The organism is Photobacterium sp. MCCC 1A19761, from assembly GCF_037389125.1.
Lineage (GTDB): Bacteria > Pseudomonadota > Gammaproteobacteria > Enterobacterales > Vibrionaceae > Photobacterium.
This window is the reverse complement of record NZ_JAZGTF010000013.1, coordinates 61,977-76,181: the sequence shown is the minus strand read 5'-3', so window position 1 is coordinate 76,181 and position 14,205 is coordinate 61,977. Positions and strand designations below refer to the sequence as shown.

Genomic DNA, 14,205 nt, shown 5'->3' with positions numbered 1-14,205 from the left:
CCCGTTCGCGAGCGGCATATAAGCGCGTACCGCCTGATCCCGGAACGTCAGCGAATGGCGTTTACAAAGCTACAAACCAGAGTCAAGCGCCCGCCTTCTCTCGACCTTTGACCAGTCCCCCGGTCCATTATTGGCCGTCTGGGCCGATCATCTGTCCGATGAAACATTTGACCTTCCCAATGCAAGCTTTAAGATAGCCGAACTCAACCAAGCGCATATCATGCTCAATCTGATTACAGGCATCGCTCATCATCCGGAGGTAAGGCATTTATGGAACAAGTGACCGTTTTGAACGCAGTTTTTCGCGGCAAAGTCGCCCATCGCTACGGCATGGAAACTGCAATCGACAAGGTGCCGACCACCGAGCGTATTTACCTGTCAGAAACCGGTCTGGAGGGAGATGAATGTGCTGAGAAACGCTTTCACGGCGGGACCGAGCGAGCGTTGCACCAATACCCGGCGGAGCACTATGCCTACTGGCGTGAGAAGTACGGTATCGAGAAAAACTGGCAAGCACCGGGAATGGGCGAAAACCTCAGCTCCGAAGGCATGACCGAAGAAACGGTGTGTCTAGGCGATCGCTATCAGTGGGGAGAGGCCATCATTGAAGTAAGCCAGCCCCGCTCGCCATGCTTTAAACTCAATCAACGCTGGGATATCGAGAAGTTCTCAGTCGATATGCAGGACATCAGTCGCTGCGGCTGGTTATACCGGGTGATCCAGCCGGGCTACGTCAGTGTCGATGATCCACTCAAACTGATTGCACGCGAACCCGATGCCATGACGCTGCGCGAGGTATGCGATATCTATTTCGGAGATCCACTCAACCGCGACGCCTTGATGCGCCTCAAAGCCCAGTCGAAACTGTCGCAAAGCTGGACCCGCACCCTCGACAAGCGCCTGGAGACCAACGAACTGGAAAACTGGAACTTCCGCCTGCTGGGGCATGCCTGAGTCTGGCACCACTATCCGGGGCAGAATCTGGGTCTAAAATCCAGCACCTGCTCCCGCCCCCACGAACACTTCAAAATAAAGCCTCCCCAAGGCGGGGAGGCTTTGACACCACAGCAGTAACTCATTCCAACGCGAGTTTTTTCACCATGCCGGCTTCGGCATGGCCCGGAATATTACAGGCGAATTCAACCTGCTTCTCACCATGGAAATGCCATAGCAGCTGTTTGGCTTTCCCCGGCTGAACCGTCACGGTACTGCCGCTGTCGTGCATATGGCCGCCGGTCATTTCCCGCATCATTTTCCGGTGCGCCAACTGCTCGGTCGCAGAGCCGATCGAAAATTCGTGATCAATCTTGCCGGTATTCATCACGACAAACTGCACCACATCATCGGGCGCAATCGTCACATTTTTCTTGAAGGTTATTTTCATATCATCCGACAGGATCACATGCACCACTTTGTCCGGCTTGGCCCCCTTCGCCGGCATCCCGACATCAGACATCCCTTCCATGTCCATCATATTGCCATGATCCATCTTGCTGTGATCCATATCTGCATGATTCATAGAAGCCTGATCCATCGCGCCCTGCCCCATCTTGCTGTGGTCCATCTTCATCCCGCCCTGTGCCGTATGGCCGTGGCTGGCGTCCGCCAGCACCGTTGTTGTCATCAGGGCCAGTGTCATTGCAATCAGTGTCTTTTTCATCATCATATCTCCGTGATTCAAGATTGGCCCCTGTTGCTCAGGGGCCTTGTTTTCATCTTTTGTAATTGAGTTGCTTAGATATCAGGGGTTGAAATTTCCCGGATTTTCCAGAGCTTAAACACCGCCGGCAACACCAGCAGAGTCAGCAGCAGCGCCGAAGCCATGCCGCCGATCATCGGCGCTGCAATGCGCTGCATCACCTCTGAACCAGTGCCGGCGCCGTACATGATGGGGATCAGGCCGATAATCACGGTGCTGACCGTCATCATGACCGGCCGGACCCGCAACCCGGCCCCCTCGCGGATGGCATGAATTAAATCTTGCTTCTCTAGCGGCTGGCCATGCTGCTCCCGATCGGCCTTGTGCGCAGTCCAGGCCTGGTTGAGATACACCAGCATGATAACGCCGATCTCCACCGCCACCCCGGCCAGGGCAATGAAGCCGACCCCGACGGCAATGGAGAAGTTGTAGCCCAGCCCGTGCATCAGCCACAGGCCACCGACCATGGCCAGCGGCAAGGTTGCCATGATGATCAGCACCTCGCCGACCCGACGGAAGCTGAAATAAAGCAGCAGCATGATAATCACTAAGGTGATTGGAGTGACGACACTCAGCCGTGCCTTGGCACGCTCCATGTACTCATACTGACCGGACCAGGCCAGCGAATATCCCGACGGGAGGTTCAGTTGCTCCGTCACGGCCTGACGGGCTTCAAGCACGTAGGAGCCGAGGTCACGCCCTTCAATGTCGACAAACACCCAGCCATTGGGCCGCGCATTCTCGGTTTTAATCATCGGCGGCCCGTCCTCGTAACGAATATCGGCAACATCGGCCAGCGCAATCCGGGCACCGTTCGGTGTCACCAGCGGCAGGTTTTGCAGCTTCACCACCGAATCCCGATAATCCTGCGGATAACGCACGTTAATCGGATAGCGCTCCAGCCCCTCGATGGTTTCTCCGACATTCAGTCCGCCGACCGCGGTCGAAATGACCTGTTGAACCTCTTTAACCGACAACCCGTAACGAGCTGCCTGACGGCGGAGAATATCAATGGTCACGTAACGCCCACCGGCCACTCGCTCGGCATACACCGAGGCAGTACCCGGAATTTGGTTGAGGATCGGCTCCAGGTCGGCACCGATTTTCTCAATCACCGCCAGATCCGGTCCGGCGATTTTGATCCCAATCGGGGTTTTGATCCCGGTGGCCAGCATGTCAATCCGGGTTTTGATCGGCATCACCCAGGCATTGGTCAGCCCCGGGAACTGCACCAGTTCATCTAAGGTCTGGCGCAGCGACGCCGTCGTCATCCCTTCGCGCCACTGATCGCGGGGTTTCAGTTGGATCACGGTTTCGATCATGGTCAGCGGCGCCGGATCCGTTGCCGTTTCCGCGCGGCCGATTTTGCCCCACACCGTCGCCACTTCCGGCACCGTTTTGATCAGCTTGTTGGTTTGTTGCAACAGCTCACGCGCCTTGCCGATCGAGATCCCCGGATAGGTGGTCGGCATGTACATCAGATCGCCTTCATCCAACGGCGGGATGAACTCGCTGCCGACTTTGCTGATCGGATAATAGGCCGATCCCATCAGGGCCAGCGCCAGTACGATCATCGATTTCGGGTAAGCCAGGCTGAGATTGAGCAGCGGGCGGTACAGGGCCACCATCCCCCGGTTAATCGGGTTTTTATGCTCGGACAGCACCTTGCCACGAATAAAGTAACCCATCAGCACCGGCACCAGGGTGATTGCGAGACCGGCCGAAGCTGCCATCGCGTAGGTTTTGGTGAAGGCCAGCGGCGAGAACATCTTGCCTTCCTGCCCTTGCAGGGCAAACACCGGCACAAAGCTGAGGGTGATGATCAGCAGCGAGAAGAACAACGGCGCACCAACCTCTTCGGCGGCCCGGCCAATCACCTGCCAGCGGTTCTCATCGGTCAGCGGTGTGCGTTCAATATGCTTGTGCACGTTCTCGATCATCACGATCGCCCCGTCGACCATGGCCCCGATAGCAATCGCAATCCCGCCGAGGGACATAATATTGGCGTTGATCCCCTGCCAGTGCATCACCATAAAGGCCGCCAGAATCCCTACCGGCAAACTCAGGGCGATCACCAGCGAGGAGCGCAGGTGGAACAGGAACAGGGCACAGACAATCGCCACCACGATGAACTCTTCCGCCAGCTTGTGCCACAGGTTCTCAACCGCGGCGTTGATCAGGGTTGAGCGATCATAGGTCGCCACGATTTCCACGCCGTCCGGCAGGCTCTGTTGCAGCGTCGTCAGCTTGGTTTTGACGTTGTCAATCACTTCACTGGCATTTTCACCGAACCGCATTACAATCACGCCGCCGACCGCTTCCCCCTCGCCGTTAAACTCAGAGATCCCGCGACGCATCTGCGGCCCCAGGTTGATCTCTGCAATATCGCCCAGCAGCAATGGCGTGCCTTGTTCCGTCACCTTCAGCGGCAAGGCGGCGATGTCATCAATCCCCGACAGATAACCGGTGGTGCGCACCATATGCTCGGCTTCAGCAACTTCGATGACCGATGCGCCGGTTTCCCGGTTGCCGTCCTCAATCGCCTTGTTGATCTGCTGCAATGTCAGGTTATACGCGCGCAGCTTGGCCGGGTCGATCTGCACCTGGTACTGCTTCACCATCCCGCCGACCGTGGCGACTTCCGACACCCCATCCACCGTCTGCAACTCATATTTGAGGAACCAGTCCTGCAAGCTCCTCAGCTCGGCGAGATCATGCTGGCCGGTTTTATCCTGCAGGATATAACTGTAAATCCAACCCACGCCGGTGGCATCCGGACCCAGCGTCGGCTTGGCATTAGGCGGTAACTTGGGCGCAACCTGGCTCAGATATTCCAGCACCCGCGATCGGGCCCAGTACATATCAGTCTCATCGTTAAAAATGATGTAGACATAGGAGTCGCCGAAGAACGAATAACCGCGCACGGTTTCGGCACCCGGCACCGCCAGCATCGCGGTCGTCAGCGGATAAGTGACCTGATCCTCAACCACCTGCGGCGCCTGGCCCGGATAGCTGGTTTTGATGATCACCTGCACATCAGACAGGTCCGGCAGGGCGTCAACCGGGGTGTTTTTCACGCTGTACAGCCCACCAAACGTCAGAAACAAGGTGGCGATCAACACCAGAAAACGGTTGGCAATCGACCAGCGAATAATGGCTCCAATCATGGCTGCACTCCTGCTTTCTCAAGCGATTGCAGCGCATATTCACCGCCCTGCTGGCGCACCAGAAAACGTACGGAATCCCCTTCTGCCAGGCCGCTCAGGTCAATCTCTTCCCCGACTGAAAAATTCATCTCACCGGCATCCCATTGCCAGACATCAACCGGCTCGTGCTTCACCGTCACCATCCCGAAATCAGCCATCAGCATGGTGATTTCACCACGGATCCAGGCTTCGGCAGGCGGTGCATGTTTATCGGCTTTGAAGTCAACCACTTCGTATTGACCGTCCTCCGTCTTGCGGATCTCAAACTCGATCGGCTGTCCGGGCTGCGCAGTGGAGAGATCCAGCTCAGGGCTGGCGGTAAAATCCATTGTCATCCCCGGCCAGTCCCATGCCGTCACCGGCTGATGACGGATTGTCAGCATCCGGTGATCCGCCATGACCGCGGTAATTTCACCTTTGGCCCAGACTGTTTCCGCAGCCGCTTCCACGCCATTGATGCGAGACAAGTCCGCGCTCTGGCTCGACTCCGAATCCAGCATGAAGTGCGCGGAAGTGACCACCCGATCTGCTTCGGTCAGTCCTTGCAGCACCTCAATTTTGTCATCCGCCTCCCGGCCGACTTCAATTCTTGCTGAGCGATATTTGCCCTCGCCTTCAGCCAGCACCACCCGAGTCATACCACCGGAACGGATCACCGCCGATTTCGGGATGGTCAGCACCGACTCTGCCGTCACCGGTTGCAAGGTGATATTGGCAAACATATTGGGCTTGAGCTCGCCCTTCGGGTTGGAAAATTTGAGCCGCATCCGCAGGGTGCGGGTTTTCGGATCCAAAATGGGATAAACATAGTCCACGGCCCCTTCCCAAGCGCGTCCCGGCAAAGCGTCCAGGGTCATGGATGCGCGACTGCCGGCATTGATCCAATGGGCCTGTCGCTCAAAGACTTCGGCATCTACCCAAACCTCATGCAGCGGACCGGCACTGATCACCGCCTGCGCCGGAGACAGATATGCCCCTTCGCGAATATTCAGGCTGGCAATCACGCCATCAGCCGGCGCCTTGATCTGAATGGTCTGCGCCGCTGTACCTCGCGTGAGCACTTGCTGGATCTGGGCCCGGTCAACACCGAGGGAGACCAGCCGTTCCCGCGCCCCTTTGACCAGCGCCGTGCGGCCGGTCCGGGAAGCATTAAGCAACTCTTCCTGCGCCTTGACCAGGTCCGGCGAATAGAGAGTAAACAACACATCGCCTTTGCGGACCTGCTCGCCAACCGCGTTGATCATCAGTTTCTCGACCCAACCGCTGACCCGGACATTGGTCTGCCATAGACGACTCTCATCAAAAGCGATATACCCGACGGTCGAGATTCGGGGCGACAGCTTTCCCAGCTCAACCGCGGCCGTTTTCACCCCGAGATTATTTTCCACCGCCGGATCAATCTTTACCGTGCCCGGTTTGGTGCTGCTCCCCGCCACATCATCGGCATAGACCGGGATCAAATCCATCCCCATCGGCGATTTCCCGGGTTTATCACGCTTATAGTTCGGATCCATCGGCGCGACCCAGTACAGCGGCTCATGACTTGCCGTATTTGCAGAGGTTCCCGATGATTCGGTCGGCGTGGCGGATGGGTTTTCACGCAGCAGTTGTGTGCCGGCAACCCCCAACGCAGCGCCGATCAGCAACGCCAGTGCGGTCGTGGTTAACGTGTTCATGGTGTTTCTCCTGCGATCATGGACTGACGGTCAGATAGGGTGGATGAGGTCTGTGTGGCAGTGACTCGGTCACCACCGAGGAAAAATGCCAGATTGCTACTGACAAGGTTCAGGTCCGTCGTTAAACGTGCCTGCTCCAGCGCCAGTGCCAGTTCATCACTGGCGGCCATGATCACATCGTTAAACTGAGCCGTGTTGTTCTGATAACCACGCTCAACCGCCCGGGTTCGCGCTTTTGCCTGTACCAAGAGCGTATTGTGATAGCGTGCAAGACGCTGCTCCAGGTTGCTTTTATCGGTCAGCAGGGCATTGACCTTGGCATTCATCTGCGCCAACAGAAGATCTTTATTCGATTGCGCCGCCCCGACCTGATGCTGCGCTGCAGCGCGTGTGCGATCCTGGCGGTTGTCGGTAAACAGCGGAATATCCAGGGTTAAATAGGCACTGAGCAAATCCGAAGCCGGTTCGCCCCGCATATTGTTGGCCTGCCGATAGGCATACATCACCTCGACCCCGAACTGCGGCGCATAGGCTTCTTCTGCGATCGCCACTTGCGTCCGGTTGACGGCAATGGCCGTGTCCGCCATCTGCACACTCGGATGGGAACTCAGCAGCGCATAATGCTCAGCCCCCGAGACTTGCTGCAGTTTTTGCGCCAATAACGGCCAGGCCAACTGGTTGCTGGCCTTCACCGCCCCTTCCTGGGCCAGCCATGCCGCCCCCAGCCACTCCGATAGTTGCGACTGGATCCGGCGCTGCATCTGGGTATTGGCCTGTAATTTCTCATCCAGTCGGCTGACCTGGAGCTGCGCCTGCAACAAATCCTGCGCTTCGCTCTTGCCGAGCGAGTAATTGGTCTGAATAAAGCGTTCCATTTCCTGCATCAGACGTTTGTTTTCATGTAGGATGTGCGCGGCAGTCTGCTGATAGCCCAGCTCCAGCCACAGTTGGGTAACTTGGTTCACGACCTCCCGCTCCCGCAGGGCCGTTTGCCACTGAACACCATCCGCCTTCTGGTGGGTCTGTTTTCGCTTGAGCGATAACGTCTCGCCACGCTCAAACTGCTGCATCAGGCCAACCGAAATGTTGGTCATCGGGTCTTCGTCAAACCGAAAGCTGTCCACGGGCAGGCCGCCAAAGCCAAGTTTCAGTTTCGGGTCCATTTCGGTCGCGCTGGCAACCGCCGTCTGACGCAGCGCGTTGGTTTGGGCATCAAATTGTTTCCGTCCGGCATCATGGCTCAATGCCAGGGCAATCAGCTGGTTTAAGGTGCTGGGCTGCACCGCTGCGGGTGCAACTGGGGTGTTCGCCGCGGCAACCGGCCACGACGCAACGACACCACCGACACTCACCGCAACCGCGAGTATTGTTGGTTTTATATTCACTTTGGAGATCCATCATCAACATGGCACGAGGCAGTCCTCGGGCCACAAACAGTCCACCGCGACGGCGGTCAGCGCCGACGCGAGATCACGGGGTAATTGATGGATTTAAGCGATGGGAGGTCGGTACAGCGCGCGGGGAATCCCCACGGCGGCAGCCAGCGGTTCCCGGTCGATCAGGGCCAGCCGAGCTGCAAAGGTGGTGGTTTCATCATGCAACGGCAGCATGGCAAACGCATTCAGGCAGGAAGCTGTACAACAATCATCGTGCATCATGCTCATGTCGCTCAGACACGCCGGGTGATCGTTGTCCAATACCTGCGACGCCGGTAGCTGTGGTTCTACAGCGGCGATTGTTGGCGGCGCATGATGGGCATGATGTGAAGCAGCTGAAACCATCGACGAAACGACGGGGGTATCCGGCAACATTGAAGCGCTGTGGCACGGTGCCGGGTTGGCTTGGGTCAGCATCTGAAAGGTCATCATGGGTAAACTTGACGCGATACCGGACACTAAAAGCGCCAGCACCGTCAAAGCTGTAACCCAAATTGTACGCATGGAAGTCAAACGCATACCCGACCGTCAATCAGAAAACTATCAATAGATTAAAGCTTCCCCCAGGGGGAAGGTCAACGTCTCTTCGGTCAAAAAAGTATCAAACGTCAGCAAATAAGACAAGATCGAGCAATCTAAATGCGGCAGTGCTGAATCACCCACCCAGCCCTGGTGGAAGGACTGGATGGGTACTCAGATTGGCTTCAGCCGTTAAGGCGTGGTCACCGTCAGGACGAAATGATCCAGATGCACATCCGCCATGCTGCCGGACTTCTTCACCGCCTGCACAGTGAGTTTCACTGAACCGGTTCCGGCCGGGAGTAATAGGCTTGCTTCATTGCTCAGCCATTGCTGCTTTTTACTCTCGGTTTTCACCGTGACCGGCTCACCCAAGGAGGTGCCATTCGTGTCCAGCGGCTGCAAACTCACCACCGCGTGGTCACCATCGCCCCAACCGTTGCTGTTGAAACTCAGTTTAACGAAGGCGGCGCCCTGCTTGATTGCCGTGCTGTAGCCGGACACGTTTAGCGTCTGGCTTATCACGTCAAATGGGTCATTATTGGCTACACTGTCATTTGGCCGCGCCGAGAAGTAATAGGTTCCTTCCTTGGCCTGAATATTGTCGACATCTTCCAAAATCCGCCAATATCCCTGCTCCAGGGTCCAGCCACTCAAATCGTTGGCTTCGGCGCCGGCATTTTGCAGCGGCAGCGTCTGGGTTGTGCCCGCAGCGACGTTCAGGGTCGCGGTATCACTCCAGTCCGACCAGTTCAGTTGCTTGTCCCGCACCCGGGCCCGCCAGTGCCAGGTATCGCCCGGCAACACGGTCAGCGTTGGCGCAGAGCTACCGGCGAAGGGGTCGCGGAATGAATCGTGGGAGTGCTCCGAAGTCCGTTTTTGCCATTTGTAACTCTCATCGCCGCCCATTTTGACCTGACCGGAAAATGACGCCAAATTAATCTGAGTTAAATCAACGCCCTGCTGGGTGTCGGTCGGGGTGCCCTGAATCGTGCCATCCTGCATCGGCCAGATATTGTGCTGGCGAGTTTTATTCCCCCAGATATCAAATACACCCTGGGCAAAATTCGGATCCTGGCTGAGTTGCCACTGCACTTCGTAAATAGCCTCCGGCTGTGGGTAGCTGATCGCCAGATTCAGGGCGTTGTAATCAACCTGGCCGCTGCCGGACAAGACTTGCGGCGCATCGACCTGGCCGGGACGCATCGTCAAAGTATCTGAAATGGTGAAAGTATCTTCCAGGCTGGCCAGTCCGTCGGCTTTGGATTTCACCTTGGCACTGTAGCGCGTCAAAGACATCGCTAAGGCATCCTGCTGGTTAAACTGCAACAGGTTAAACCCAAACTCACTCTGGCTGATGGCGAAGGTATCGTAATCACGGGTGTTGTTGTGGTAGTAGTTATCGTCATTGATTTTTTCACGATACCCGGCCGCCGTCGCCGCATTCAGCCACAAGTGATGGATATCTTTCGACTGCCCCCGGGAGTACGCATGGGTATGGCCGAACAAGTGACCGGAAATCTTGCCGCTGCGGGTGGTGAAATCTTCCATCTCCGCGACCATTTCACAGCTGCCGATACTCTCGCCGGATAACCACAGCTCGGACAAACACGGGTGGTGGAACATGCTGAGGGCATAGTCGATATTGGCGTCCGCTTCGGTATTGACCAGCAGTTCACGCAGCCACTGGCGCTGGATCCCCAGAATTTCCGCCTGGAACTGACCGTGATTCTTCGAGACCGGGTAGCTGTCCAGGCCAATCAGGCGTAAGTTGCCGTAATCAAGCGAGTACCAGCGCTCTTCATAGCCGGTTGAACCGTTTTCCGGCTGCTGGAAGAAATGACGGTAATTGGACAACTCGGCATTGCCGTAGTAGTCGTGGTTCCCCGGTACCGCCACCAGCGGCACATACGGGGTGATCGCTTTGAGCTGATCGAAGAAATCCCGTCGCCATTGCAGCAGACTGTCGCCGCTGTTGACGATATCACCGGAAATGGTGATCGCGGCAATGGCATCGGCACACTGCTCGGCAGCGCCGTCGCACACCTCAGGAATGATCCCTTTGCTGACCAAATCGCTCAGCGCGCCCAGGGTGCTGTTGTTCTGGGTGTCACTGATGGCGACCAGGTTAAACGGCGCCTTACTCTGCTCGCCATCCGGATAGGTTTTGAAGGCAAAACGCGCCGACATCACCGAAACATCACTTTCCCCTTCCCCACCGGCCTGGCGGGCGACGATGTAGTACTCATAAAGCGTTCCCGGAACGAGCCCGGCCAGGGTCGTGCTATAGAGATGGGTGTGATCCACAGCGACCGATTGAACAATGGTGAATTCGCCCTGGCTGCCTGCTGGCCTGGCCCAGACTTCCGGCTGTTCGGCATCCGTTTCAAACAACACGGCCATGCCTGAAGCGCTTGGTTGCTGCAAATAAGGGGAAATCGAGAAGTTGATGGCCGCTTCGGCGCTCGGTGGCGGCACGATTTTGATTGCCGGCTGGCTGATATCACCGCCCGAACCGCTTTCTTTATTCTCTGCCGTACTGGTTTCGGAGTCCTGACACCCCAGCAGCAGCGTTGAGCTGATCAGTACCGCTGTCGGTAAGACATATTTTGTTGTGATGAACATGGTTTTCCCTTTTCGTGTGAGTCATGGCCGTGGAGCGTCCTGCCTCTTTTCATGGACTAGTCCACACCGGAACGCAGGCCATACTAGGGCGCATTTATGACAAACACGGATGAAATGGATTACAGTTCAATAACAAAAAAATGAATATAAACAGTCGCTTTGGCAGAAAAACTCACGTCTTGGGCCCAAAAGGGGATAAGCGGCATGCCCAATCGGATAAAATTAAAATTTTATTTATCAATGAATTAAATCGATATTCACTCGATTGATTTGCACCCGATGACACATCAACAAAATGGACTAGACCATAAAGACAACAATTCAATCAGGGTGATGCCAAAACCATCGAAAGTGCGTCGAGGGCTCGTCACCGATGCCGAGCTTGAGTCATGCTTCAACAACCCGGCCGTAAAAGTAGGCCAACTCGGCAACGGTTTTGGCGGCGAATTTTTTCATCAGGCTGGCCCGGTGCACTTCAACGGTCCGCACTGCAATACACAGGGTATCGGCCACCTGCTGATTGCGTTTTCCGGCAATGATCAACCTCAGGATCTCCTTCTCCCGTTGGGTCAGCGACTGAAACGCTGCCCGCGATTGCAGCTGAGCCATCGTGGTGACGGAAGCCTGAAAGCCCTGCTCAATCGCGTCAGCCAAGGCTTGCGCTTTGACCGGTTTCTGAAAAAAGTGAACCGCCCCGGCCTGCAGGGCATCAACCGCCATCGGCACATCGCCATGGCCGGTCAGGTAGATCACCGCCAGCGGGCTGTGATGTTCGGACAAATACTGGTGGACCTGCTGACCACGCATGACCGGCATCCGGCTGTCGAGGATCACGCAGCCCGGTTGCTCAAGATCAGCCTGCGCCAGAAACAGCGGTCCGTCGGCATAGGTGCGGACCGTAAAACCATATCCTTCCAGCATAAATGCCAGCGAATCGCGAACCGATGCATCGTCATCCACCACATGAACCGGCAGCGCCTTCCGCTGCTGGCGTTGCAGCTGTGGCTGGTTATGAAAAGGCTCTTGACCGGAATAAACACGCTCCATCTCACACTCCTTCTGCTTGAGATTTTATGACCGGCAATACAAGGGTCGCGCAGCACCCGCGCGGCTCAGCGGCGGCCAGACTGAACTGACCGCCATGGGCTTCGGCCACATCCCGGCAGATCGCCAAACCCAGCCCCAACCCATCGGCTTTGGTGCTGACAAACGCCTGGGTCAGCGGCGCATCATGCGCGGTTAAGCCCACGCCGTTATCTGCTACGGTAATGTGCAGGGCATCCGGCTGATACAAAGTGGCAATGGTGATAGTGCCCTGCCAGTCCGGTGCCGCGCCCTGGTGCTGCCGGGCCAGACAGGCATCGGCGGCATTGGTGATCACATTTACCAGCACCTGCTGGACGCCCACCGGATCAACCACAACCGAGATCGGCAACCCATGACTGAGACGGTGCAGCCGCAACTGCTTTAGTTGCAAATCATGATCGAGCAGCTCGAGCGTCTCACTCAGCAACTGCTCGATATCACACCGCTCGGTTTTCACCGCCCGCTTGTTGATCAGGTTCCGCAACCGCTGCACGATCGCATCTGCCCGCTCGACCTGGGTATGGATCTTTTCAAACACCGGAAGCAAGTCCTGTGGCGCCCCCCCCTGCGTCCGGTCCAACTGGCTCAGCCGGATTTGCCCCCCTTCGCTGTAATTGCGTATGGCCGCCAGCGGCTGGTTGATTTCATGGGCCAGACTGCTGCCGAGCTCACCGACAATCGCCACCCGCTGGGCGTGCGCCAGTTGCGCACTTTTCTCTTTCAGCCGGTGGGACGTCGCTTCGAGGGCTTTCTGGCTGCGACTGAACCGATATTCCAGCCAGAAGTGGTATATATTTAAAATCACCACCAAAAAGAACGCACTCCAGGCCCAGTGCTGATTCTGCTTGACCCAAATCATCGCCGCCTGCCACCAGGGTTTTTGCAACGGATGCAAATCGAGCGCCTGATACAATTTGTCGACCACCAGCTGGGGGATCGGCGAAGTCCAGCCTGCGGCACCAGCTGCCAGCGCCGCCGGATGATCGCCCGGCATCGCCAGCAGCGCACGGGCGATCGCTTTCGCCATCGTCGTCCCGGCCCGCTCTGTGCGAGCAAACGACCAGTTCGGATAGAGCGGTGTTGACACCTGACAACCATACCCGGGCGGCGACATCGCATTCAGCACCCGGTACTGACCGGCATCGATCAGCCCTTCCTGATGCATGTTCTCCAGCAGGCACACCGGCACGATGGCTGCGTCCACGGCCCCATCCCGCAACTGATACACACCGGCATCCAGCGGAAACCCGACAAAGGAGACGTCTGAAAAATAATGATTGGGATTGAGCCCCTGTCCGGCGACTTCATAGCGCAGGGTTAAATAGCCGCCGAATGCCCTTTCCGCCACGGCGGCAATCGGCATCCCGCTCAACTGTGCCAGCCGGGTATACGGGGAATCCCGGCGCACCACCAGCGCCGAGCCAATGCCATGGGTCGGGCTGACCGGCGAACGGCTGGTCATGGTCGCCAGCCAGGACAGCGCATACTGACGCCCGAGCTGAACCGCCTGACCGGGATTGGTGATCACAAAATCAATCATGCCCAGTTTGACCGCCTGCTCCATTGCCTCTAAATCAAATGGATGGATCACAAACCGGGTGTGCGGGATCTGCGCTGACAGCCAAGCCATGGTCGGCTGCCAGCGCTGTCGGGCCGCCTGTGCGCCGCGAGTCGCCAGTACCCCGACCTCCACCACCGTCAGCGGTGCGCGCTGATCCACTTGAATGATTGCAGTTGCGCTCACGCCCGGTAAATCGCCCGGCAAATCATCGGACGCCGCGCTGCGGCAGGCGGCCGACACTATCAACAGGCTCAGCCCCACTGCCATCCACGCCCACAAAGGTGGCCACTGATTGATTTTTGCAGCGTAGTTCCGTCTCATTTCATTTCCCTGGTTCTGACCACGATTCCCCGCCCCCCTAAAATGCCGCCTCAGCATATCAGCTCTCCCCCGGCAA

Annotated in this window: 9 protein-coding genes; 1 reads left to right on the top strand and 8 read right to left on the bottom strand. The window is 57.1% G+C overall.

The annotated features are described in order from the left end of the window. Positions 1 to 270 precede the first annotated feature (270 nt). On the top strand, positions 271 to 954 hold the full coding sequence (locus VV869_RS14210; RefSeq protein WP_337735574.1) for an MOSC domain-containing protein: 684 nt from the start codon (positions 271 to 273) through the stop codon (positions 952 to 954). A 121-nt stretch (positions 955 to 1,075) separates the two neighbouring features. Here the strand turns inward: VV869_RS14210 and copI are convergent, their stop codons facing one another. The 8 genes from copI to VV869_RS14170 all read right to left on the bottom strand — a co-directional run bounded on the left by copI (position 1,076) and on the right by VV869_RS14170 (position 14,129). Next, positions 1,076 to 1,660 (bottom strand): copper-resistant cuproprotein CopI, encoded by a 585-nt coding sequence (copI, locus tag VV869_RS14205; protein ID WP_337735689.1) that lies wholly within the window; start codon positions 1,658 to 1,660, stop codon positions 1,076 to 1,078. Between the two features lie 74 nt (positions 1,661 to 1,734). Further along, entirely contained in the window at positions 1,735 to 4,866 is a 3,132-nt protein-coding gene (locus VV869_RS14200; protein WP_337735573.1) for an efflux RND transporter permease subunit, read from the bottom strand. Then, a complete protein-coding gene (locus VV869_RS14195) occupies positions 4,863 to 6,581 on the bottom strand; it encodes an efflux RND transporter periplasmic adaptor subunit (protein ID WP_337735572.1) in 1,719 nt (572 codons plus the stop codon). Before VV869_RS14195 ends, VV869_RS14200 begins: the two co-directional genes overlap by 4 nt. Then, complete coding sequence (locus VV869_RS14190) at positions 6,578 to 7,966, bottom strand: TolC family protein (protein WP_337735571.1); 1,389 nt, start codon at positions 7,964 to 7,966, stop codon at positions 6,578 to 6,580. Before VV869_RS14190 ends, VV869_RS14195 begins: the two co-directional genes overlap by 4 nt. 105 nt (positions 7,967 to 8,071) lie before the next feature. Beyond that, complete coding sequence (locus VV869_RS14185) at positions 8,072 to 8,449, bottom strand: hypothetical protein (RefSeq protein ID WP_337735570.1); 378 nt, start codon at positions 8,447 to 8,449, stop codon at positions 8,072 to 8,074. Positions 8,450 to 8,728: 279 nt separating this feature from the next. Then, on the bottom strand, positions 8,729 to 11,161 hold the full coding sequence (locus tag VV869_RS14180; RefSeq protein ID WP_337735569.1) for a metallophosphoesterase family protein: 2,433 nt from the start codon (positions 11,159 to 11,161) through the stop codon (positions 8,729 to 8,731). A gap of 387 nt (positions 11,162 to 11,548) precedes the next feature. After that, on the bottom strand, positions 11,549 to 12,208 hold the full coding sequence (locus VV869_RS14175; protein ID WP_337735568.1) for a response regulator transcription factor: 660 nt from the start codon (positions 12,206 to 12,208) through the stop codon (positions 11,549 to 11,551). Position 12,209: 1 nt separating this feature from the next. Then, the gene (locus VV869_RS14170) at positions 12,210 to 14,129 is read right to left on the bottom strand and encodes a sensor histidine kinase (protein WP_337735567.1); all 1,920 of its coding nucleotides are present in this window, start codon (positions 14,127 to 14,129) and stop codon (positions 12,210 to 12,212) included. Positions 14,130 to 14,205: the final 76 nt, after the last annotated feature.